Origin of the sequence: Streptomyces sp. NPDC094032, from assembly GCF_040303965.1 — a bacterium.
Taxonomy (GTDB): domain Bacteria; phylum Actinomycetota; class Actinomycetes; order Streptomycetales; family Streptomycetaceae; genus Streptomyces.
In genome coordinates this window covers 13208-35750 of record NZ_JBEOUE010000036.1, presented here as the reverse complement: position 1 = coordinate 35750, position 22543 = coordinate 13208, and the positions used below count along the sequence as shown (strand labels likewise).

Below are 22543 nucleotides of genomic sequence, written 5' to 3'. Positions count from 1 at the left end.
CACTCCGGGCGGCAGCCCGAAGACGGCGGGCGCCCCGCCCTCAGCCCTTCGGCCGCCCCAGCCCCAGCGGCCCCGCGATCTCCTCGATCATCACGCGCCCCGCCTCCTCGGCCAGGTCGTCCTCGGTCAGGTCCTCGTCCGTGTCGAGGCCGTCCAGCGCGGCGAGCGGCTGGTCGAGCCGGACATGGGCGACCAGCGACTGGAGGGCGCGCAGGGTCGCGGAGGCCGTCGGCCCCCAGTTGGAGAAGTACGAGAACTGCCACCACCACAGCGCCTCGCTGGTCCGGCCCGCCCGGTAGTGGGCCAGGCCGTGCCGCAGGTCCGTGACGATGTCCGCCAGGTTGTCCGAGATCCGGGCCGGGACCGGCGCCTTGCGCGGCTCGTACGGGTCGAAGACCTCCGAGAACACGTCCACCGGCTCCAGGAGCACGGCGAACCGCAGGCGCAGCTCGTCCACGTCCACGTCCGGGCCCGCGTCCGGCTCGTACCGCTCGTCCGGGACGATGTCCTCGTGCGCGCCCAGCCGCCCGCCGGCCAACAGCAGCTGGGAGACCTCCAGGAGCAGGAAGGGCACCGCGCTGTCCGGCTCGTCACCCTTGGCGACCTCGGCCGTCGCGACGATGAAACTCTCGATCGAGTCCGCGATCTGGACGGCGAAGTCGTCCGGGTCCTGCGTGATGGAGTGCAGCGTGGCGTCAGACATCGAGGAGCCTCCCTGAGAGTGCGCCGTCGTGCGCACGGACCCGGTCGTCATACATCTAGCAGCCGCCGCCCCTCGAAGGCACGCCCCAGGGTGACCTCGTCCGCGTATTCGAGGTCGCCGCCGACCGGCAGACCGCTCGCCAGACGCGTCACCTTGAGCCCCATGGGCTTGATCATCCGCGCCAGGTACGTCGCGGTCGCCTCGCCCTCCAGGTTGGGATCGGTCGCCAGGATCAGCTCGGTGACCGCGCCGTCCGCGAGCCGCGCGAGCAGCTCACGGATCCGCAGGTCGTCCGGGCCGACGCCCTCGATGGGGCTGATCGCGCCGCCCAGCACGTGGTAGCGGCCGCGGAACTCACGGGTCCGCTCGATCGCCACGACGTCCTTCGGCTCCTCGACCACGCAGATGACCGTCAGGTCGCGGCGCGGGTCGCGGCAGATGTTGCACTGCTCCTGCTGCGCCACGTTGCCGCAGACCGCGCAGAACCGGACCTTCTCCTTGACCTCCAGGAGGGCCTGCGCGAGCCGCCGCACATCGGTCGGCTCGGCCTGGAGGATGTGGAAGGCGATCCGCTGCGCGCTCTTGGGACCGACGCCGGGCAGCCTGCCCAGCTCGTCGATGAGGTCCTGAACCACGCCTTCGTACAACGGAACGCCCTTCTCGGGAGTGCTTGATTCTTACGGTAGTGGCCTAAAACCAGTGTTAGAAGAGGCCCGGCATGCCGCCGCCGCCCAGGCCCTGCGCCAGCGGGCCCAGCTTGGCCTGCTGGAGCGCCTGCGCGTTGTCGTTGGCGGCCTGCACGGCGGCCACGATCAGGTCGGCCAGCGTCTCGGTGTCCTCCGGGTCGACCGCCTTCGGGTCGATCACCAGGCCGCGCAGCTCCCCGGAGCCGGTCACGGTGGCCTTGACCAGGCCGCCGCCCGCCTGCCCGTCGACCTCGGTCGCCGCGAGCTCCTCCTGGGCGCGGGCGAGGTCCTGCTGCATCTTCTGCGCCTGCTGGAGGAGCTGCTGCATGTTGGGCTGGCCACCACCGGGGATCACGGTCACTCCTCAGGTTCAGGGACTTGGTGAAACGAGCCTACGTGGTCGCCGACCGGGCTGCCGACACAACACTTTCGAGTGAGAAACTGCGGGCTTCTCTACCTGATCAAGACCCTCTTGAGGGCGGAAATCCCGGGATTCCGGGCCCGCGGCCCACCATTCGGCGGTAGGAAGGGCAGGCACCACGTGCACCGCACGTCACAGAAGGACACGAGCGCTGAGCTGAACAGAGGAGTACCCCGGTGAGCCAGCAGCCGGACATGCAGCCGCAGCCGGGGAATCCCGAGGACCCGGGCAAGGGCGGGGGTCCCGGTCCGGCGCCGGACCGCGACCTGACCGGGGCGCCCTTCCCCCTCGGCGACTGGGGCGAGCCCGCCGAACGCCTCGACGAGCTCTACCGCTGGGTCGAGTCGAACGCCCTGCGCACCGCCGAGTGGTATCTGTCCGACCGCGTCTGGAAGCGGCGCTGCGCCCGCGCGCTGCGCATGGGCACCGCCCTCGGCGTGATCGCCGGCGCCGCGCTGCCGCTGCTCGACCTGGCCGGGGCCGCCGCGGGCCTCGCCGGCTGGGGCTACCTCTCGCTGCTGCTCGGCGCGGCCTGTCTGGCCTGCGACCGGTACTTCGGGATCACCTCGGGCTGGATAAGGGACGTGGCCACCGCGCAGGCGGTGCAGCGGCGGCTCCAGGCGCTCCAGTTCGACTGGGCGTCGGAGAGCGTCCGCGAGGTCCTCGGCCCCACCGAGGGCACCGCGAGCGAGGCCGCCGAGCGCTGCCTGGGCGTGCTGCGCCGCTTCTCCGAGGACGTGACGGAGCTGGTCCGGGCGGAGACGGCGGACTGGATGGTGGAGTTCCGCTCGGGCCCGGCGCCGCTGGCGCTCCAGTCGGTCGGCACGACGGCCGCCCGCCCCGAGAGCGGACACCCCTCGGGCCGCTTCCCGCTGCCCCCGGGCACCCGGCCGAACATGCCGCGCCAGCGGCCGCCGGAGGCACGCTGAGGCGGTGAAGGCCCGGTGAGGCCCGTACGGGAGGTCCCGTACGGGTGCGGTGGCCCCCTGGCCGGATGCCTACCCGGTACGGGGTGGGGCGACGCGTCGGGTAGCGGGCGGACGGGTCGGGTCCGGCGCGGGAGGCCCGGCGGCGGCCTCAGCTGAGGACGATCATCGAGCCCTGGCCCAGGCTCCGGGTGGCCGCCGCGTGGAGGCCCAGCCAGACGTGCCGTTCGCGGGCGAAGGGGCTGTCGTCCTCGTACGGGAGGGGGGCGGCGGGCTCCTCCAGGGCGGTGGGCCGCTCCGGGGGCCGGGGCGCGGCCGGCGGGTTGGCCGGGTTGATGCCGATCGCGGGCGCGACGAGCTGGAGCTCGCGCAGCAGACCGTGCGAGGAGCCGAGCGGGCCGCCGCCCTCCAGGAGCTCGTCGTTGGAGAGCGGTACGGGGAAGTCGACCGGCACGTAGGCGCCCGCGTGGTCGTAGTGCCAGACCAGGTGGGACTGCTGGGCGGTCGCCTCGAACATCTCCAGGAGCTGCTCGTAGTCGCCGCCGAGCTCGCCGACCGGCTCGACGGGCAGCCCGCACATCTGGAGCAGGTAGGCCCGGCGCAGGAAGTGCAGGGCCTCGTAGTCGAAGCCGGCGACCGGGGCGACGTCCCCGGAGAGCCCCGGCATGTACGCGTAGACGGGCACGGTCGGCAGGCCGGCCGTGGTCAGGGCGTGGTCGTAGGCGGCGATCTCTTCGGCGAAGGGGTTGTCGGCGCTGTGGCACAACACGTCGACGAGGGGGACCAGCCACAGGTCACAGGCCAAGGGAGGCTCGCTCTCCGTCAGTCGCGGGTTCGGTACGGGCGGTGTTCGGAAACGGCCAGGGTAGTCGGGCCCTCCGGCCCCGCACACCCCGCCGGGGAACTGCCCCTGGAGGACCCCCCTCAACCCGCCCGGGCCGAACCAGGCCGAACCCCGACAGGCCCCGCCCGGCCCCGTACGGCAGGCCCCGCCTCCGCTCAGGGGCGTTCCAGCCCCTCCAGTCGGTCCGCCCACTCCAGGGAGCGCGCGTTGTACTCCCGTACGACCGCGACGGCGGCCTTCGCGTCGCCGCGGGTGATCGCGTCGACGAGGTCCACGTGGCCGCTCCACAGCCAGCGGGTGCACGCGCGGTCGGCGCGCAGGTGGGGTACCGCGAAGACCCAGGCCTGGACGCGCAGGCGGTGCAGGAAGCCGGCGATGTGGTCGTTGGCGGAGACCAGCCGCCCCAGCTCGCGCCAGTAGCGGATGTCGTAGCCGATGAGGACCTCCAGCTCGCCGGCCCGGGCCGCGCGGGCGGCGGCCTCGCCCCGGCGCCGTATGGAGACCAGCGTGACCCCGTACGACAGGTCGGGCTCGGCGGGCGGGGTGCGGGGGGCGTCGCGGCGGAAGATGCCGTCGACGACGAGCATCCGGGCCTCGACCATGCCCCGGTAGTCGGCGACCGAGAAGCGGTGCACGCGGAAGCCGCGGTGCTGGTCGGAGTCGAGGAGCCCCTGCGCGCAGAGGTCGACGAGGGCCTCGCGCACGGGGGTCGCGGACACCCCGTACTGCTCGGCGATCTGCTTGACGGTGAATTCCTCACCGGCGGCGAGACGCCCCGCGAGGACTTCGTCACGCAGCGCGTCCGCGATCTGCTGCCGCAGGGTGTTGCGGGTGACAGCTCCGCTCGCGGGCATGGTGGTCGGCCCCCTCCGTCCGGCTCCCGGACACCCTAGTCCAGGGCACGGAGGGGGCCGCTCATGTCACACCGTGTACTGGTCGGCCACGGTCAGGGCCGCGTCGAGGGCCGCCAGGCCCTCCTTGGCCTCCGCCTCGGAGACGTTGCAGGCGGGGACGGCGTGGGTGCGGTTCATGTTGACGAAGGGCCACAGGCCGTTCTTCTTCGCCTCGGCGGCGAAGGCCGCCATGGGGGCGAAGTCCGCGCCCGCCGCGTTGTACGCGACCAGCGGCTCGCGGGTCTCGCGGTTCTTGACCAGCTCCAGGGCCCAGAAGACGCCCAGACCGCGCACGTCGCCGACGGACGGGTGGCGCTCGGCGAGCTCGCGCAGGCCGGGGCCGAGGACCGTCTCGCCGATCTTCGCGGCGTGCTGGACGACCTGCTCGTCCTCCATGACCTGGATCGTCGCGACGGCGGCGGCGCAGGCCAGCGGGTGACCGGAGTAGGTCAGACCGCCGGGGTACGGCCGCTTGTCGAAGGTCGCGGCGATCTTCTCGCTGATGGCGACGCCGCCGAGCGGGACGTAGCCGGAGTTCACGCCCTTGGCGAAGGTCATCAGGTCGGGCACGACGTCGAAGTGCTCGGCGGCGAACCACTTGCCGGTGCGGCCGAAGCCGGACATGACCTCGTCGAGGATGAAGACGATGCCGTACTTGTCGCAGATCTCGCGGACACCGGCCAGGTAGCCGGGCGGCGGGGTCATGATGCCGGCGGTGCCCGGGACGGACTCCAGGATGATCGCCGCGACCGTCTGCGGGCCCTCGAAGGCGATGGTGTCCTCAAGGTGCTGGAGCGCGCGGGCACTCTCCTCGGCCTCGTTCGCCGAGTAGAACGGCGAGCGGTAGAGGAACGGCGCCCAGAAGTGCTTCACACCGGCGGAGGCCGTGTCGGAGGGCCAGCGGCGCGGGTCACCCGTCAGGTTGATCGCGGTGGAGGTGGCGCCGTGGTACGAGCGGTAGGCCGAGAGCAGCTTCGTACGGCCCGTGTGCAGACGGGCCATGCGGACGGCGTTCTCGACGGCCTCGGCGCCGCCGTTGGTGAAGAAGATCTTGTCCAGGTCGCCCGGGGTGCGCTCGGCGATCAGGCGCGCGGCCTCGGAGCGGACGTCCACGGCGAAGGCGGGCGCGAAGGTCGCCAGCTTCCCGGCCTGCTCCTGGATCGCGGCGACGACCTTCGGGTGCTGGTAGCCGACGTTGGTGTAGACGAGACCGCTCGTGAAATCGAGGTAGCGGTTTCCGTCGTAGTCCCAGAAGTACGAACCCTCGGCGCCGGCGACGGCGAGCGGGTCGATCAGGCCCTGGGCGGACCAGGAGTGGAACACGTGCGCGCGGTCGGCGGCCTTGACGGCCGCACCGGCCTGGGGGTCGGGCTCGACATGAGGGGTCATGCGTCCGAGGGTAAGGAACCGCAGGTGGGGCGGGCCATGGCCATCTTGTCCACCGAGACCGGGACGGACGAGACAGGTTGCCGGACGGGGCCGCGGGAGGGGGCTGCGGGAGGCGGCTAGCGCTTGACGATCCGGTCCAGGACCTCGCCCAGGCGCGCCTTCACGGCCTCGGCGTGGCGCAGGGGCTCCGGCTGCGACTCCTGGTCCGGGCGCACGCCCCGGTCCGCGAGGACGTAGAGCAGGCGCAGGGTGCGCAGGCAGTTGGAGAGATGGGCGGGCACCGGTGTGACGATCCGGTCCGCGCCGAACTCCGCGTCGACCGCGTCCAGCCACCCCGTCGCGTCCCGCTCGCTCAGACCCTCCCGGGTCAGCACCCGCGCCACCGCCCGCGCCAGCCGGTCGTCCTCCAGCTGGTCGAGCACGTGCCCGGTCGGCGCCGTCAGCCGCGCGGCGGCCAGCTCCAGCATCCGCACCGGCTCCACCTCGGCGTGCCGCCCGAACCGCGCGAGCAGATCCGCCCCGTGCGCCACCGCGTGCAGCCAGCCCAGCTTCTCGTCGTACCCGCGCAGATCGCCCTCCGCCGGATACCAGCGCTCGAAGGCGTCCACCCAGGCCTCGCTGAAGCCGCCCGCCGCCACGATCATGTCGAGAACGAGCGGCGCGAACGTACGCGCCTGGATCTCGGCATCCCCGAACCGGGCCGCCATCTCGTCACCCAGCTCCAGCCGCCGACCCTCGTCGACCACCCCCCGCTGGAGCCACGTGTACAGCACCGCGTACGGCGCGCCGTCCCGGACCTCCGGATCCGGGTCGGCGAGCGCCCGGGACAACTCCCCCACGAGTTCGCCCAGGTCACGGTCGGCGGGCACGGCGTAATCGGCGTCCACGACGCCACTCCAGTCGGTCACGCCCGCACGATAATCGGACAGGAGTCGGCCCTGCCGGGATTAATTCCCCGCGTACGGGTCGGCGAACAGCTCCGACACCGCGCTCCTCAGGAGTAACGGGTGCACCAGCCGTCCCGGCTCCGTCGGTGGGAACCGCCACGAGAGCGGCCAGGTCTTCCCCGTCAGCGCCGGCACCGGCACGTAGCTCACATGGGCCGGGCCCGCGTTGAACCGCGTCACGCCCCGCGGCCACGCGCGGTGCGACGTCGAGCCCGGCGGCAGCAGGAAGTAGACCCCGCGCCGCCCGTTCGCCTCCATCACGACCGGTCCCGGATCGCCTCCCGTAAGGGCTTCCATCCAGTCCGCGAGGCGGCGGCCCTCGTCTCCGTCGACGCGTACGGCGTCGAATTGCACTCCCGCCTTGCGGAGTTGGAATCCGGAAAGCGGAATCCAATCACACGGCGCGGAGTTTCGCTCACTCTTTGCGACATTCACAGGACCATGGTGGCGGCTCGACGCTAGCGTTTTCCACGACTGCGAGGGCGCGTCGGGAAACCGTTGACCTGCGCCAACGTGCCTTGCGCGCAGTCGAATTCGGCGGGGAGCAGTTGAGACCGGTTGAGTCCGGTTGAGTTCGATTGGGGAACGCGAATGGCGCGTGAAGAAAACAGGGAAACCGTGGGTCCGATGGCCCGTATGGCCGCGACCCTGGCCAAAAAGATGCGGTTGCGAAAGGGGCTCACTCAGGCGCGAGAAGGGGCGCTCATGGGGTACACCGGCGCGGCGATCAGCGCGATGGAGCGCTTCGTGCATCCGGTCAGCGACGAGATGCTCGTCCATCTGGAGCGGATCCTCGGGGACGGCCTCGGCATCTTCGAGCAGCTCCGGGTCCCGGTGAGCCTGGAGAAGCTGCCGGAGCAGTTCCGCAACTACTCGCAGATCGAGCAGAAGGCGGTGGCGCTGTGGCTGTACGCGAACCACGTCGTCCACGGACTGTTCCAGACCGAGCCGTACATGCGGGCGCTCATCGCGGGCGGGTACCCGAAGCCGAGCCCGGAGCGGGTCGAGGAGCTGGTCATGGGCCGGATGGCCCGTAAGGCCCTGTTCGACCGGACACCGACCTGTGAGATCGAGCTGGTGCTCGACGAGTCGGTCCTGCTGCGCCCGATCGGGAGCGTGGACATCATGCGGGAGCAGTTGCTGTACCTGGCGGACTGCGCCCGCAGGAGCAACGTGAACCTTCTGGTGCTGCCGCTGGACGCGGCGCTGGGGGGCGAGTACTCGGGCGATCGGGGCAACCTGGAGATCGTCGAGAGCCCGGACCACACGCACGCCAGCTACCTGGAAATCCAGGGCGAGAGCGTACTCATCACCGACCGCGCCAAGGTGAGTAAGCTCATGCAGAGGTATGCGAAGATCCGCGCACAGGCCCTGGATCCGCGCAAGTCCCTTGGCCTCATCGAGCGGTTGGCGGGAGTACAGAGATGAGCGACACCCTGAGCTGGTTCAAGTCGAGCTACAGCGACAGCGGCGGCGGAAGCTGCGTCGAAGTCGCCTTCGACTGGCACAAGTCCAGCTACAGCGACAGCGGCGGCGGCAACTGCGTAGAAGTAGCCACCTGCCCCCACTCCATCCACCTCCGCGACTCCAAGGTGCAGGACGGCCCGACCTTCGCGGTCGAGCCGTCCGTCTGGCAGTCGTTCCTCACCTGGCAGGGCTGATCAGCAGTACAGGTTCGCCCCGGTCGGGACGCCCAGGATCTGGGTGAACTGCTGGTACTTGGTGACCCGGCTCTGCACCTGGGCCGGGTTGCCGCCGTTGCACTCCAGCGCGCCGTTGATGGAGCGGATGGTCTCGCCGAAGCCCGCGCCGTTGACCATGGCGTTGTGGGCGGTCATGGTGCCGGGGCCGTTCTGGGTGTTCCAGTACCAGAGGCCGGTGGCCATGGCGACGGCCGGCTCGCGCTCGACGCGCCAGGGGTTGTTCAGCAGGTCGATGCCGAGGGCGTCGCCCGCGGCCTTGTAGTTGAAGTTCCAGGAGAGCTGGATGGGGCCGCGGCCGTAGTACGCGGCCTGGCCGGCGGGGCAGCCGTAGGACTGGGTGGCGTCGCAGTAGTGGGGGTAGTTGGCGGTGTTCTGCTCGACGATGTAGTAGAGGCCGCCGGTCTCGTGGCTGACGTTGGCGAGGAAGGCCGCGGCCTCCTGCTTCTTCACGGTGTCGCCGCCGGTGGTGGCGAAGGCGGGGTACGACTTGAGGGCGTCGACGAGGCCCGCGTACGTGTAGAAGGGGTTCCGGTTCGGGAACATCTGGTTGAACTGGGCCTCGGAGACGACGAATCCGGACGGGTCCGGGTTGCCGCCGCCGTCGCCGCAGGCGCCCTGGTCGGCCCAGACGCCCCATTGGCCGGTCGTGCCGGGGGTCTCGTTCTGGGTCCACCACTTGGCCTGCCAGTTGTGGCCGTTGTACGAGGCGGTCATGCCGCCGGTGTAGACCGCGCCGGAGCTCCAGGCCGCCGCGCAGGCGGGCGCCGCGGCGGCGGAGGTGGCGGGGACGAGTACAGCGAGGCCGACGACCGTACAGATCGCGGCGAGAACGGTGAGAAGACGTCGCAACACGCGCTCTTCCTTCCGGTGGGGGAAGGGCCAGCGAAGCGTGATTGGTCTGGACCCGTCAAGGTCTAGACCAAACGTAAAACCACTGAGAGCGCGCGAACGCCCGCTGTTAGGCTCCTTTTCGGCCTGCCCGGGGGAACGAGCAGACGCAACAAGGGCCGCAGAGGCCACAGAAGCAACAGGGCGGGGCCGGGGGGAGCCCGGACCGACCCGGGGCAACACGGGGAGAACACCAGGTGGTTCGTCATACCCTCGCGCGGAGGGCTTCCTTCGCCGCGCTCGGACTCACGGTCGCCGCAGGTGGCCTGATACCGCTGGCCGCCGCACCGGCGGTCGCGGACACGCCGGAGGTGCCGCAGGAGCTGGTCATCCCGGCCGCGGTCAAGAGCGGCCCCATCTGGGAGAAGGTGCACCAGGCGGGGCAGTCCGAGTACGGGGACGCCGACAGCGTCGGCACCGAGGGCGTCTTCGTCCACGAGGACGGACGCACGCAGCCGGTGTGGACGCGCTTCTCCGACGGCAGGACCTCCGCGATCCCCGGCATCGAGTCGGCGATGGGCTCGGGACGCGGGACCGGCACGGACGCGCTCGCCTACGTGACGGACGACAAGGTCGAACTGCGGTACTCCGACGGGCGGGTGGCGACCCTCGCGGTGCCCGCGGGCCTGAAGGGGACCAACGTCTACGGGTCGCGCGCGGTCGCCGACGACGCGACGGGCCGCACCCACATCCTCTCGGCGACCCCCGACGGCGGCACCGCCGATCTGGTGGTCGAGGAGCCGGCCGGAGTCGACTACGGCCCCGCCGTCGCGGGCGACGCGACCTCCCTCCTGCTCCAGGGCCCCGAGCTGGACGGCACGCGCACCTACACCCTGGTCGACGCGGCCACCGGCAAGGCCCAGGGCCGCTTCCCGGCCGTCCCCGCGGCCTACGCGAGCGCCAGGATCTCCGCCACGCGCGTCCTGTTCTACGCCGACTACCGCCTCGACAAGGTCCTCGTCGGCTCCCGCGCGAACCTCTCCGCGCCGCTCGCCGAGGTGCCGGCCCGGGTGTACGGCAGCGAGGTCGCGCTCGTCGGCGACTGGGTCGTGCACAACCCGTACGGGATGGTCCAGGCCGTCCCGATCGGGGGCGGCGCGCCCGTCGATCTGCTCACCGGCAAGACCTGGGGCGGCATCGGGCAGGGCCCGGACAGCGCGGTCGTCGTCGGCGGCCCCGACAACTCCGACTGGGCGGTCCGGCGGATCACCGTCGGGCCGGACGGCAAGCCCGTGATCTCGGTCCTGAAGAAGGTCCCCGGCAAAGCCGTCCCGGTCGAGCGGCTCGCGCTCGCCCAGGGCCAGCTGGCCGTCATCGACCGCAGCGACGACAGCGCGTCGGACGGCGCGGCCTGGAGCCGGGGGCTGAGCACCACCGGCGCCCTGACCGCGGGCAAGCGCACCGCCACGAGCAAGTGGGTGGGCCCCTGCCCGGCGGGCGACCTCGCGTGCCAGGAGTACTGGCCCAGCGGCGACGGCGGCTTCCTCACCCACATCGGCGGCAGCGACGGCTACATCACCGTCGGCGGCTGGGAGAGCACCTTCCGCTCCACGTTCCCCGGCGGCACGGCCCGCGTCCGCGACCTCAGCGGCCCGTACCTCGTCGTGGACAGCGTGCGGAAGACCGGCACCACCCAGCGCGTGCTGCGGATGGTGACGGACGACAAGAGCACCCAGGTCCTGGAGGAGCGCGAGCCCGTCGCGTCCGCCCTGTGGGGGTCCTGGCTGTGGAGCGCGGGCGCCGACAAGGGCGCGGTGAGCGCGAAGGACCTGAAGACCGGCAAGACCGTCGAGGCGCTCAACACCGGCGCGCCGTGCGTGCCCGAGGAGCTCCAGGCCGTCGGCCGCTGGCTGTACTGGTCCTGCGGCGCGAGCGGCCCGGCCGGGGTCTTCGACCGTACGGAGAAGGCGAACCGGACCGTGCCGTCCGGCGAGGCGCTGCTGGGCGACGGCTATGTCGTCACGCACGACAAGGCGGCCGGGAAGCTGGTCCTGACCGGCGCCGACTCCGCCGGGCCCGCCGTCACCCGCGTGGTGGGCAGCCTCCCCGACACGGGCAGCTCGCAGCGGCGGATCACCTGGACCGTCGACAAGTTCGGCGGCCACCTCGCGTACGCCGACGCCCAGGGGCAGATCCACGTGGTGCCGAGCGGCATCGCGCGCCAGCCGCTGACGGTGCTGGCCCGGGAGGACAACCCGGCCGGGGTCGTCGACGGCCAGAAGTACGGGGAGCCGACCGCCCTCACCTCCCTCACGCCGTCCCGTCCCTTCGGCGACTGGACCCTGACGGCCCGCCACCGCACCACCGGCAAGGTCAGCACGCTGGCCTCGGGCACGGACGGGCGGGCGCTGCGCCTTTCCTGGAACGGCAAGGACAAGTCCGGCGAGCTGATGGGGAACGGCGCGTACACCTGGACGCTGACCGCCCGCCCCGACGGCGCCTCGGGCGCGGCGACGACGCTGAGCGGTGAGGTCGTCCTGCGCGGCGGGAAGTCCCCGGCGAGCTCCAGCTTCACCGCCCTGCCGCCGCGCCGGGTGCTCGACACCCGTGACGGCACCGGCGTCACCAAGGCCAAGCTGGGCGCCAAGGGCACCGTCACCGTCGACCTCTCGGGCGTGCCCGGCATCGACAGCCGCATGACCACGTCCGTGGCGCTGCACGTCACCGCGACCAACCCGACCGCCGGGACCTTCGTCTCCGTGTACGACGCCTCCACCGGCCGCTCGTCGGCGTCGAACCTCAACGTGGCGGCGGGCAGGACGGTCTCCAACCTGGTCGTCGCCCCCGTCGACCACGGCAAGGTGACCTTCTACAACCACGCGGGCACCGTCGACCTGATCGCCGACCTCGCCGGGGCGAACACCTTCGGCGACGAGGCGGGGCTGTACCGGCCGATGGCCCCGTGGCGGGCGCTCGACACGCGCAGCGGCCTCGGCGCGCCGAAGGCGAAGATCACGGGCGGCGCCCGGGCCCGCCTCTCCTTCAAGGGCACGGAACTGGACAACCCGGCCGTGACGGCGGTCGTCCTGAACGTGACGGCGACCAACGTCACCGCCGGCACCTTCGTCACCGCCCTCCCGAAGGGCGCGGCGGTCGTCGGCTCGCACCTCAACCCGGGCAAGGGCGAGACCCGCTCCAACCTGGTGGTCGTCCCCGTCAAGGACGGCGGCGTCGACCTCTACAACCGCGCGGGCTCGGTCGACCTGATCGCCGACGTGGCCGGCTACTACACCGCCGACCGGCTGGGCTCGCTCTACGAGTCGCTGTCCCCCCAGCGCCTCATGGACACCCGCACGGGCACCGGCGTCCCGAAGGCGAAGCTGGGCGCGGGCCGCACGGTCACCCTGACGGTGGCCGACAAGGCCTGGATCCCGGCGAAGGGCACCACAGCGGTCGTCCTCAACGTGACCGCCACGAACACCACGTCGAACACCTTCGTCACGGCCTACCCGTACGGGACGACCCGCACCGCCGCGTCCAACCTCAACGTCCCGAAGGGCGCGACCGTCTCCAACCTGATCGTCGTCCCCGTCAAGGACGGCAAGGTGACGTTCTACAACCACGGCGGGACGACGGACCTCATCGCCGATGTGCAGGGGTTCTTCGCGGAGTGACCCTGACGCGATCCTGACGCGCCCCTGACGCGACACCCGTGGACCGGAGCCTGCAAGCGCTTGTTAGGCTCCGGTCCACCTGCGTGGGGGGCCACGGCAGGTTTGCGAACAAGGGGACACACAAGTGACTCGCCACCATCTCGCGAGGGGCGCTTTCGCCACCGCGATGGGCATCACACTCACCGTCGGCGGTCTGGCACCGCTGGCGACGGCCGCGGAGACTCCCGTGGCGCAGGAAGTGGTCGTTCCGGCGACCTTCAAGGGCCCGCCGCGGGGCGGCAAGCCGTACCTCGCGGAGCAGTCGAGGTACTCCCGCGCCGACGGGGCGGGCGTCGAGGGCTTCTTCCACACCGAGGAGGGCCTCAAGGGCGTCCAGTGGACCCGGTACGCGGACGGCACGACCGTCCAGGTCACCGAGCCCGCCACGCCGTGGACCTCGGTCCAGGCGACCGGCGACGACCTCCTGGCGTACCTCCGGAACGGCGAGGTCGAGCTCCGCCACGCGAGCGGGGCGGTCCAGACCGTCAAGGTCCCGGCGGGCCTCACGTCCGTACGGGTCTTCGGCTCGACCGTCGTCGCGTACAAGGAGACGACGAAGGCCGACGGCACCAAAGAGCTGGTGGAGACCCACCTGTTGTCGGCCCGTCCCGACGGCACCACGCAGGACGTGACGGTCACCGACGAGTCCGGCAAGCCGGCCGTCGAGACCTGGGCGGTCGACTCCGACGGCACGTCCCTCGTCATGTCCGGCGAGGCCTGGGAGACGCTGCTGGTCTCGAAGGAGACCGGGCGGATCACGCAGCGCGGCGTGCCGACGCCGGGGCTGATGGCGATGGCGGTCTCGCCCAAGTACATCGCCCTGCAGGGTTCCTCCGACAAAAAGGTCCGCCTGCTCTCCCGCGGCGACCTCTCCGCCGCACCCGTGATCGTCGACATCGACGCCGCCGTCACCGCCGCGACGTACGACGAGGCGGCCGTGGTCGGCGAGAGCCTCGTGTACCGCGACTACCGAGGCGGGATCTGGTCCCAGCCCATCGCCGGCGGCGCGGCGGTCAAGATCGTCGCCTCGTCCACCGCGAACCTGTCCACCGGCCCCGACGGCACCGCCGTGGTCATCGGCGGGACGAGCAACCAGGACTGGGGCATCCGCCGCATCACCGCCGACGCCGAGGGGACGCCCACCGCCACGCTCGTGAAGCGGTTCGCGCCCATCCCGGCGAAGATCCAGGGCATCGCGCTGACGCAGGGCCGGCTGGCCGTCGCCGACGACAGCTTCGGCATAGCCGGAAGGGTCGACGCGTACGTCCGCACCGTCGACCCCGCGAGCGACCCCGCCGTCGACAGCCGCAAGGCCACCTTGCCGCCCCTCAACGGCTGCGCGGCCGACAACCCGGCGTGCTCGCGGCTGCTCGGGCTCGGCGACGGGCGCTTCGCGCGCTACGCGAGGTTCGACGGCACCAGCAAGATCTACGCCGTCGGCCGAACCGGCAGCAACCGGGAATGGGAGACCCCCCTGGGCAGCGTCCTCAGCGACGCGGCCCCCAACCAGCTGCTCCACGCCGTGCCCGGACCGCCCGCCAGGAACCAGGTCCTCGACATCGACAAGGGCGTCAGCCGGGAGTACCCGGCGGGTGCCGTCGCCCTGGACGGCGCCTGGAACTGGGCGCCCTCCACCCGGGACGAGGGCACTCTCGTCGGCCGCAGCGTCACCGACCCCGGCCAGGAACGCCGGATCACCGGGGGAATCCCCTGCACCCCGCAGGAGCTCCAGAAGTCCGGCCGCTGGATCTACTGGAACTGCGGCCCGAACGGCCCGGCCGGAGTCCTCGACAGCGACAAGATGGCCTCCCGGACCGTGCCGGCCGGCGAGGCGCTGCTCGGTGACGGCTACGTCGTCACCCACGACAAGGCCGCGGGCAAGCTGGTCCTCACCGGTCTCGACCCCGCCCAGCCGGTGAGCCGCGTCGTCGGCGACCTGCCCGACACCGGCGTCTCGCAGCGCCATGTCCGCTGGACGGTCGACCGCTTCGGTGGCGGTGTCGCGTACGTGGACGCGCAGGAGCAGGTGCACGTCGTGCCCTCCGGCATCGCCACGCAGCCGCTGGCCGTCGTGGACCAGCGGGACGCCGCCTTCGTCGACGCGGGTCCGACCGCCTCGCCGCTCGGCTCCCTGACGCTGAGCAAGCCCGTCGCCTCGTGGTCCCTGAGCGTGCGCAACACCGTCACCGACCAGGTCTACGACCTGCCGGGCGGCGGGGAGGCGCGCGGGGCCATCACGCCCACGTGGAACGGCAAGGACGCGGCCGGCAACCCGCTGCCCAACGCCGCGTACACCTGGACGCTGACCGCCAAGCCCGCCGACGGCGTGGGCGCCGACGTCACCGTCCAGGGCACCACGAGCCTGCGCAAGTCGATCCCCACGGCCTCCGAGGCGTACACGAGCGTCACCCCGGCCCGGGTCATGGACACCCGCAACGGCACCGGCGTCGCCAAGGCGAAGATCGGCGCGAAGGGCACCGTCACGCTGGACCTCGCGGGCAAGGGCGGCGTCCCGGCCACCGGCGTCACCGCCGTCGCGCTCAACCTGACCGTGACCAACGCGACCGCGTCGACCTTCGTCACCGCCTACCCGTACGGGACCGCCAGGCCCAACGCGTCGAACGTGAACGTCCCGGCCCGGAAGACCGTGCCGAACCTGGTCGTCGTGCCGGTGAAGGACGGGAAGGTCACCTTCTCCAACAACTCCGGCACCGTCGACCTGATCGCCGACGTCCAGGGCTACTACGCCCCGGGCGCCGGGGACCTCTACACGCCGCTGACGCCCTCGCGTCTGCTGGACACCCGCAGCGGCCTCGGCGCCCCCAAGTACAAGGTGGGGAGCAGCATCACCCTTCCGCTGGGCATCAGCCGCAAGTACGGGAAGCTGCCCTACGGGACGAAGTCCGTCGTGCTGAACGTGACGGCCACCAACCCGACGGACCCCACCGTGGTCTCCGTGGTTCCCTACATGTTCAACAACGACTGGACGGGACCTTCGCTGCTCAACGTGGCCGCCGGGCAGACCGCCTCCAACCTCGTCGTCGCCCCCGTCATCGACGGCCAGGTGTACCTGTACAACAAGTCGGGCGCGGTCGACCTGATCGCCGACGTGCAGGGCTACTACGACGAGGCCGGTCCCGGCTCCCGGTTCGAGCCGCTGGCGCCGAGCCGGCTGCTCGACACCCGTACGGGCACCGGTGCGGCGAAGGCCAAGGTCGGCGCCAAGGGTGAGATCACCCTGACGGTCGGCGGCAAGGGCGGCGTCTCCGCCGTCGACGTCACCGCCGTGGTCCTCAACGTGACCGCCACCAACACGACGGCGAACACGTACGTCACGGCCTACCCCTACGGCACCACCCGCACCGCCGCCTCCAACCTCAATGTGCCGGCGGGCAGCATCGTGTCCAACCTGGTGGTCGTGCCGGTGAAGGACGGCAAGGTGACGTTGTACAACCACGCCGGCACCACCGACCTCGTCGCCGACGTGCAGGGCTACTTCGCCGAGTAGCCCGTAGGCGGCCGCCGCCCCGGCCGGGGCTCAGATCATCAGGACGATCCGCCCCGGCCGGTGCCCCGACTCCGCTCTACGGTGGGCCTCCGCCGCCTCCTCCAGGGGCATGACGTCGGCCACTCGGGTGACGAGTTCGCGGGCCGCGACCTTGTTCAGGAGGGTGGTCAGGGTGGCGGGGTCGGGGCGGCCGACGACCGTGTGGACCTCGATGTCGCGTTCGGCCGTCGGGGTGCGGTCGGCGGCCAGGGAGACGAAGCGGCCGGCGTCCTTCAGGGCGGCCAGGACCGGGGTGCCGATCAGGGCGCCGTCGAAGACGCCGTCGACGCGGTCGGGGGCGTACTCCAGGATTCCGGACAGGATCTGGGCCGGTTCCCCGCGCGGTACGCAGTGCTGGGCGCCCAGGACCTTCAGCTCGCTCTCGTCGCCCTCGTAGGTGACGCCCACGACCCGCAGGCCGTCCGCCGCGGCCAGCTGGACGGCGAAGCGGCCCACGACGCCGCTGGCGCCCGTGACGAGCAGGGTCGCGCCCTCCGGGAGGGCCAGCTTGTCCAGGCCCTGGCGGGCGGTGATCGCGGCCAGCGGGACGGAGGCGGCGACCGTGAAATCCACGTCCTCGGGGAGGGGGGCCAGCCACTCCGGGTCGACCCTGATGACCTCCGCGTACGTGCCCTCGCCGGTCAGCTCGTCGAACCAGGGCATGAAGCCCGCCACCCGGGTGCCCGCCGGCAGGCTCCCCGCCTGGTCCATGAGGCGGCCCGCGAAGTCCGTGCCGAGGACGAAGGGCGGGCGCAGGCCCCCGATCGCGTCGACGTAGAGGCCCGATCTGATCCTCAGGTCCGCCACGGTCACACCGGCCGCCTTGAGCCGTACCCGTACCTTGCCCGGCACGTCCCCGGCCTCGGGTTCCGGGCGGCGGGCCATGCTCAGGACCTCGGGTCCGCCGTAGGCGGTCACTTCGACGACACGCATGGGGTTCTCCTCCTGCGGCAGCCCCCTCGTGGCCATTACACCCACGCCCGGCACCCCCGGCAACAGGTACGGGGCGAGGTGAAGGAAGCACGAACACCGGGTGGCGGGATCGCCGACCACCCGCCCGGTCGCACGTACGTCCGTACCGTGGCGGCCGTGGACTGGGTCAGCCCCGAGAACGTCATCGCCGTCGTCACCGCGCTGCTCGGCGTCGTGGTGACCTTCGGCGTGCTCGTCATCGAGCGGCGGGTGCCGCGCCGCAAGCGGATCGGCTACCGCGTGCAACTGGACACTCCCGTGGGTGAGCGGGACAACCCCGACGCCGGGCTCTTCCACGGGCAGCCCGACATGGCGGACGCCACCCTCGTGCTGCTGCGGATCGAGAACGACGGCGCCGTCTCCATCGGCCGCGAGGACTACCAGCTGGAGGAGCACGGGCTGACCGTCGAGTTCGGGCCGCGGCGGGTCCGGGCGGTCGCCGCCACCGAGGCGTCCTTCACCGCCGCCGCCATGAGCCACGGCGGCAGCCAGGTCAAGCTGCCCAAGGTGCCGCTCAACCGGGGCCAGTACTTCAAGCTGCTCGCCCTGCTCACCGGCGGGCCCGTCGACACCCCCGTCACCGTCTCCGGCGGCATCCGCGACGGCGACATCCACACCAACCACAGCACGACCGTCGACGACATCCCACCCACCTTCGGCCGCGCCGCCCGCGCCGTCACCCTCGTCCTCACCGCCTGCGTCATCGTCCTCGCCACGATCATCGTGGTCCGCGACGACGCCCCGCCGCCCATGGGCTGCGCCCACGGCACCCTCACCGTCACCGGCTCCACCGCCTTCGCGCCCGTCATGCGCGACCTGGCCCGGCAGTACGAGGAGGACTGCGAGGGCGCCACCGTCCTCGTCGACGTCCACGGATCCACCGCCGGGATACGGGAGCTCGCCGAGCAGGGCGCGAAGAACGCCAAGGGCGCGCCCGCGCTCATCGCCCTCTCCGACGGGCGCAAGCCCGACGGCTACCCCCAGCTGCGCGAGAACATGGTCGCCGTCTCCCTCTTCGGGCTCGTCCTCAACGACCGGGTGCCCCTGAACAACCTGACGCTGGACGCCGTACGCCGGATCTACCGCGGCGACGTCGTCAACTGGCGGCAGCTCGGCGGCCCCGACCTCCCCGTCCGGCTGGTCAGCCGGGACGCCAACTCCGGGACCCGCGAGGTCTTCCAGCGGCGCGTCCTCCGCCGCAACGAGCCCGCCAACTCCTCCCGCGACTGCGTCCACAAGGACGACCCCGAGTCCCGGGTCGTCCGCTGCGAACTCGACAGCACCGACCAGGTCCTCAGCAGCGTCGCCGCGCTCCCCGGCGCCATCGGCTACACCGAACTGCGCTCCGGCAGCGGCCTCAAGGGCCTGCACCGGATCGCCATCGACGGGCGCCACCCGAACGTGGACGAGATCGGCTCCTCGCCCTACCCGTACCGGGAGATCGAGTACGCCTACACCTGGGGCGTGCCGCCCGCGGACTCGCTGACCTCCAGCTTCCTCACCTTCCTCAGCCGGGGCGGCGGCCAGGCCGTCATCACCACCCACGGACACCTGCCCTGCGCCACCCCCAAGGGTCTGAAGATCTGCGGCGAGGGCTGAGCGGCCCTCCCCCGCGCGGGCCCATCTGGCATTCTCTGTCGACGTGGATCCCTTGAACGCGGAAGACCCGGTCACCATAGGGCCGTTCCGGCTGATCGGCCGGCTCGGCGTGGGCGGCATGGGCCGGGTGTTCCTGGCCCGCTCCGCCGGCGGGCGCACGGTCGCCGTGAAGGTCGTGCACGCGGAGCTCGCCGCCCAGGACGAGTTCCGCCGCCGCTTCGCCCGCGAGGTCGCCGCCCTGGAACGGGTCGGCGGCACCGGCACCGCGCCCGTGCTCGGCGCGGACACCGGGGCCGAACTGCCCTGGGTCGCCGTCGGATACGTGCCGGGGCCCTCGCTGCGGACCGTCGTCGGCGACGCGTACGGGCCGCTGCCGCCCGACAGCGTCCGCACCCTGGCCTCCGGGCTCGCCCGCGCCCTCGTCCACATCCACGCGGCGGGGCTCGTCCACCGCGATCTGAAGCCCTCGAACGTCCTCCTGACGGTCGACGGCCCGAAGATCATCGACTTCGGCATCGCCCGCGCCGTCGACACCGTCACCGACGGCGGCCTGACCAGCACCGGCGCGGTCGTCGGCTCGCCCGGCTTCATGTCCCCGGAGCAGGTGCGGGGCGAGAAGGTCACGGCCGCGTCCGACGTCTTCTGCCTCGGCTCCGTCCTCGCGTACGCGGCGACCGGGCGCACCCCGTTCGGCGGGGCGGACAGCGGCGTGCACGCCACCATGTTCCGCATCGCGCACGACGAGCCCGACCTGACGGACCTCGCGCCGGAGCTCAGCGGCCTCATCAGGGCCTGCCTCACCAAGGACCCCGCCGGGCGCCCCTCCGCGACCGAGCTCGCCGACACCCTCCGGGTCACCGACCCCTGGCTGCCCGCCGACCTCCTCGCCCGGCTCGGCCGGCACGCGGCCCGGCTCCTGGAGACGGAGGCGCAGGCCCCTGATACCCCTGATACCCCTGGCACCCCGGAGGCCCCGGAGGCCCCGGACACCCCGGCTCCCGCCGCCCCGGCCCCCCGGCGCCGCCGCCGGGGCCTCGTCGCCGCCCTCACCGCCCTCGCCGTCGCGGGCGCCGCGACCCTGACGTACACCTACTGGCCCCACCCCGGCGGCGACGGCGGCGACACGTCGGACAAGGCGCGCGGCACCGGCTCCCCGACCTCCTCCCGCCCCGCCGGGATCGTCCCCGCCGCCTACGTCGGCGCCTGGGAAGGCGTCCTGCGGGGCTCCGCGGACGCCCCGTACGAGACCAGCCGGATCGAGATCACCCAGGGCGCGGCGGGCAGCAGGAGCGCCGTCTACACCCATGTCACCGGGGAGCGGCTGTGCATCGGGCGGGCGGTGCTGCTCTCCGCCACCGACACCGAACTCGTCCTGGGCGACGCCGAGATCACCGCGAGCGTCCCCGCGCAGCGCTGCACCCCGGCCGCCCGCCAGACGCTGCGGCTGCGGGCCAACGACGTCGTCGAGTGGAGCTCCGGCGTCGCCAAGAGCACGTTCCAGCGCGCCAGGACCGGTACGGCCGTCGTCCCGGCCACCCTGCTCGGCACCTGGAAGCTGGTGCCGCTCGGCGGGATCTCGCCCCCGGAGCCCGACCGCTGGGTCAACCGCCTGACGGTCTCCCAGGGCCCGGTCGGCGCCGCCCTGGTCCGCGTCGAGCAGTCGTACCCGCGCACCGACGCCGACGGCAACAACACCTCCGAGACCGTCAACTGCACCGCCACCGCCGTGGTCGGCGGCGCGGGCCCCCACCTCGTCGTCGGCCCGCAGACCCGCGACCCGGACGTCTGGGACCCGGACTGCGTCGAGGACGGCTCCAACAACCTGCGCCTCGTCCCGTACAAGGGCAAGGACCGGCTCCTCCTCTACGGGATGACGGCGGACGGGGAGCCGGGGGAGTACGAGCGGAGCTGACCGCCTCCCCCTAGGGGCACGCGAAAGGGCCCGCCCCCCATCCGGGGTGCGGGCCCTTCCGTCGTGCTCTGGAGCCTGGAGAGGCCTACAGGAACGAGTTGATCTCGATCGTCTCGGTGCGGCCCGGGCCGACGCCGATCGCGGAGATCGGGGCGCCGGACATCTCCTCCAGGGCCTTCACGTACGCCTGCGCGTTCTTCGGCAGGTCGGCGAAGGTCTTGGCCTTGGTGATGTCCTCGGACCAGCCGGGCAGCATCTCGTAGATCGGCTTCGCGTGGTGGAAGTCGGTCTGCGAGTAGGGCAGCTCCTCGACGCGCTTGCCGTCGATCTCGTACGCGACGCAGACCGGGATCTGCTCCCAGCCGGTCAGCACGTCCAGCTTGGTGAGGAAGAAGTCGGTCAGGCCGTTCACGCGGGTCGCGTAGCGGGCGATGACCGCGTCGAACCAGCCGCAGCGGCGGTCACGGCCGGTGGTGACACCGCGCTCGCCGCCGATGCGGCGCAGGGCCTCGCCGTCCGCGTCGAAGAGCTCGGTCGGGAACGGGCCGGCGCCGACGCGGGTCGTGTACGCCTTGAGGATGCCGATGACGCGGCTGATCTTCGTCGGGCCCACGCCCGCACCCGTGCAGGCACCGCCGGCGGTCGGGTTCGAGGAGGTGACGAAGGGGTACGTGCCGTGGTCGACGTCGAGCAGGGTGCCCTGGCCGCCCTCGAAGAGCACGACCTTGTCGTCGTCGAGCGCCTTGTTGAGGATCAGCGTGGTGTCGGCGACGAACGGCTTGATCTGCTCCGCGTACTGGAGCATCTCCTCGACGATCTGCTCCGCCTCGATCGCGCGGCGGTTGTACAGCTTGGCGAGCAGCTGGTTCTTGCTCTCCAGCGCCGCCTCGACCTTCTGGGTGAGGATCGACTCGTCGTACAGGTCCTGGACCCGGATGCCGACGCGGTTGATCTTGTCGGCGTAGGTCGGACCGATGCCGCGACCGGTCGTACCGATCTTGCGCTTGCCGAGGAACCGTTCCGTCACCTTGTCCAGCGTGACGTTGTACGGGGTGATCAGGTGGGCGTTGCCGCTGATCAGGAGCTTCGACGTGTCCACGCCGCGCTCGTTCAGTCCGCTCAGCTCGGAGAGCAGGACCGCCGGGTCGACGACGACACCGTTTCCGATCACCGGGGTGCACCCCGGGGAGAGGATTCCGGAAGGGAGAAGATGCAGCGCGTACTTCTGGTCGCCTACGACGACCGTGTGGCCGGCGTTGTTGCCGCCCTGGTAGCGCACCACATAGTCAACGGATCCACCGAGGAGGTCGGTGGCCTTTCCCTTGCCCTCGTCACCCCACTGAGCACCGAGCAGCACAAGTGCGGGCACAGGCGTACACCCCTTCCGGGTGGGGCATGTCCAAGGTCAGGGGGCGTACGCCGCCTCACCGGTGTGCCCCGGAATAGACGAAGCCCCTGGC

18 protein-coding genes are annotated in these 22543 nt (G+C 72.0%); 7 read left to right on the top strand and 11 right to left on the bottom strand.

The features are described 5' to 3' along the window. Positions 1-40 precede the first annotated feature (40 nt). The 3 genes from ABTZ54_RS32725 to ABTZ54_RS32715 are packed head-to-tail and all read right to left on the bottom strand — an operon-like array spanning position 41 to position 1744. Positions 41-703: a DUF5063 domain-containing protein gene (locus tag ABTZ54_RS32725; RefSeq protein ID WP_351670448.1), complete on the bottom strand. Its 663-nt coding sequence runs from the start codon at positions 701-703 to the stop codon at positions 41-43. Between the two features lie 47 nt (positions 704-750). Continuing rightward, positions 751-1350, bottom strand: a complete 600-nt coding sequence (gene recR / locus ABTZ54_RS32720) for a recombination mediator RecR (protein WP_046911841.1) — start codon at positions 1348-1350, stop codon at positions 751-753. Positions 1351-1405: 55 nt separating this feature from the next. Next, the gene (locus ABTZ54_RS32715) at positions 1406-1744 is read right to left on the bottom strand and encodes a YbaB/EbfC family nucleoid-associated protein (RefSeq protein WP_351670444.1); all 339 of its coding nucleotides are present in this window, start codon (positions 1742-1744) and stop codon (positions 1406-1408) included. 260 nt (positions 1745-2004) lie between these two features. On the opposite strand from ABTZ54_RS32715, the gene ABTZ54_RS32710 reads away from it, so the two are divergent. Beyond that, the gene (locus ABTZ54_RS32710; RefSeq protein WP_351670523.1) at positions 2005-2739 is read left to right on the top strand and encodes an SLATT domain-containing protein; all 735 of its coding nucleotides are present in this window, start codon (positions 2005-2007) and stop codon (positions 2737-2739) included. Between the two features lie 148 nt (positions 2740-2887). On the opposite strand, the gene ABTZ54_RS32705 is transcribed toward ABTZ54_RS32710, so the two are convergent. From ABTZ54_RS32705 to ABTZ54_RS32685, 5 genes are all read right to left on the bottom strand, one after another. Beyond that, positions 2888-3541: a putative DNA-mimic protein gene (locus ABTZ54_RS32705; protein ID WP_351670441.1), complete on the bottom strand. Its 654-nt coding sequence runs from the start codon at positions 3539-3541 to the stop codon at positions 2888-2890. 194 nt (positions 3542-3735) lie between these two features. After that, positions 3736-4434: a GntR family transcriptional regulator gene (locus ABTZ54_RS32700; protein WP_351670438.1), complete on the bottom strand. Its 699-nt coding sequence runs from the start codon at positions 4432-4434 to the stop codon at positions 3736-3738. A 66-nt stretch (positions 4435-4500) separates the two neighbouring features. Then, entirely contained in the window at positions 4501-5862 is a 1362-nt protein-coding gene (locus ABTZ54_RS32695; protein ID WP_351670435.1) for an aspartate aminotransferase family protein, read from the bottom strand. Between the two features lie 116 nt (positions 5863-5978). Further along, positions 5979-6770: a DUF2785 domain-containing protein gene (locus ABTZ54_RS32690; protein WP_351670432.1), complete on the bottom strand. Its 792-nt coding sequence runs from the start codon at positions 6768-6770 to the stop codon at positions 5979-5981. Positions 6771-6809: 39 nt separating this feature from the next. Further along, complete coding sequence (locus tag ABTZ54_RS32685; protein ID WP_351670429.1) at positions 6810-7163, bottom strand: hypothetical protein; 354 nt, start codon at positions 7161-7163, stop codon at positions 6810-6812. A 237-nt stretch (positions 7164-7400) separates the two neighbouring features. Here ABTZ54_RS32685 and ABTZ54_RS32680 point away from each other — a divergent pair, with 237 nt between their 5' ends. After that, a complete protein-coding gene (locus tag ABTZ54_RS32680; protein WP_351670426.1) occupies positions 7401-8237 on the top strand; it encodes a helix-turn-helix domain-containing protein in 837 nt (278 codons plus the stop codon). Further along, positions 8234-8470 carry a DUF397 domain-containing protein gene (locus ABTZ54_RS32675; protein WP_351670423.1) on the top strand — a complete coding sequence of 79 codons (237 nt, stop codon included), beginning with the start codon at positions 8234-8236 and terminating at the stop codon, positions 8468-8470. Before ABTZ54_RS32680 ends, ABTZ54_RS32675 begins: the two co-directional genes overlap by 4 nt. Here the strand turns inward: ABTZ54_RS32675 and ABTZ54_RS32670 are convergent, their stop codons facing one another. After that, the gene (locus tag ABTZ54_RS32670) at positions 8471-9364 is read right to left on the bottom strand and encodes a glycoside hydrolase family 19 protein (protein WP_351670420.1); all 894 of its coding nucleotides are present in this window, start codon (positions 9362-9364) and stop codon (positions 8471-8473) included. Positions 9365-9597: 233 nt separating this feature from the next. Here ABTZ54_RS32670 and ABTZ54_RS32665 point away from each other — a divergent pair, with 233 nt between their 5' ends. Continuing rightward, positions 9598-13014: a flagellar hook assembly protein FlgD gene (locus ABTZ54_RS32665; protein ID WP_351670417.1), complete on the top strand. Its 3417-nt coding sequence runs from the start codon at positions 9598-9600 to the stop codon at positions 13012-13014. A gap of 166 nt (positions 13015-13180) precedes the next feature. Beyond that, entirely contained in the window at positions 13181-16561 is a 3381-nt protein-coding gene (locus tag ABTZ54_RS32660; protein ID WP_351670414.1) for a FlgD immunoglobulin-like domain containing protein, read from the top strand. 30 nt (positions 16562-16591) lie between these two features. On the opposite strand, the gene ABTZ54_RS32655 is transcribed toward ABTZ54_RS32660, so the two are convergent. Beyond that, entirely contained in the window at positions 16592-17533 is a 942-nt protein-coding gene (locus ABTZ54_RS32655; protein WP_351670411.1) for an NADP-dependent oxidoreductase, read from the bottom strand. Positions 17534-17689: 156 nt separating this feature from the next. Here ABTZ54_RS32655 and ABTZ54_RS32650 point away from each other — a divergent pair, with 156 nt between their 5' ends. Both ABTZ54_RS32650 and ABTZ54_RS32645 read left to right on the top strand, forming a co-directional pair. Further along, positions 17690-19171, top strand: coding sequence for a substrate-binding domain-containing protein (locus tag ABTZ54_RS32650; RefSeq protein ID WP_351670408.1), 1482 nt, complete (start codon positions 17690-17692; stop codon positions 19169-19171). Positions 19172-19214: 43 nt separating this feature from the next. Beyond that, on the top strand, positions 19215-21083 hold the full coding sequence (locus ABTZ54_RS32645; protein WP_351670405.1) for a serine/threonine-protein kinase: 1869 nt from the start codon (positions 19215-19217) through the stop codon (positions 21081-21083). A gap of 85 nt (positions 21084-21168) precedes the next feature. On the opposite strand, the gene ABTZ54_RS32640 is transcribed toward ABTZ54_RS32645, so the two are convergent. Continuing rightward, positions 21169-22452: an adenylosuccinate synthase gene (locus ABTZ54_RS32640; protein WP_351670402.1), complete on the bottom strand. Its 1284-nt coding sequence runs from the start codon at positions 22450-22452 to the stop codon at positions 21169-21171. Between the last annotated feature and the right edge of the window lie 91 nt (positions 22453-22543).

Bases quoted from the DNA above. Each gene is read 5' to 3' on its own strand.
- ABTZ54_RS32725 (WP_351670448.1), bottom strand. From the start codon at position 703: ATGTCTGACGCCACGCTGCACTCCATCACGCAGGACCCGGACGACTTC.
- ABTZ54_RS32710 (WP_351670523.1), top strand. From the start codon at position 2,005: ATGCAGCCGCAGCCGGGGAATCCCGAGGACCCGGGCAAGGGCGGGGGT.
- ABTZ54_RS32700 (WP_351670438.1), bottom strand. From the start codon at position 4,434: ATGCCCGCGAGCGGAGCTGTCACCCGCAACACCCTGCGGCAGCAGATC.
- ABTZ54_RS32695 (WP_351670435.1), bottom strand. From the start codon at position 5,862: ATGACCCCTCATGTCGAGCCCGACCCCCAGGCCGGTGCGGCCGTCAAG.
- ABTZ54_RS32680 (WP_351670426.1), top strand. From the start codon at position 7,401: ATGGCGCGTGAAGAAAACAGGGAAACCGTGGGTCCGATGGCCCGTATG.
- ABTZ54_RS32675 (WP_351670423.1), top strand. From the start codon at position 8,234: ATGAGCGACACCCTGAGCTGGTTCAAGTCGAGCTACAGCGACAGCGGC.
- ABTZ54_RS32660 (WP_351670414.1), top strand. From the start codon at position 13,181: ATGGGCATCACACTCACCGTCGGCGGTCTGGCACCGCTGGCGACGGCC.
- ABTZ54_RS32655 (WP_351670411.1), bottom strand. From the start codon at position 17,533: ATGCGTGTCGTCGAAGTGACCGCCTACGGCGGACCCGAGGTCCTGAGC.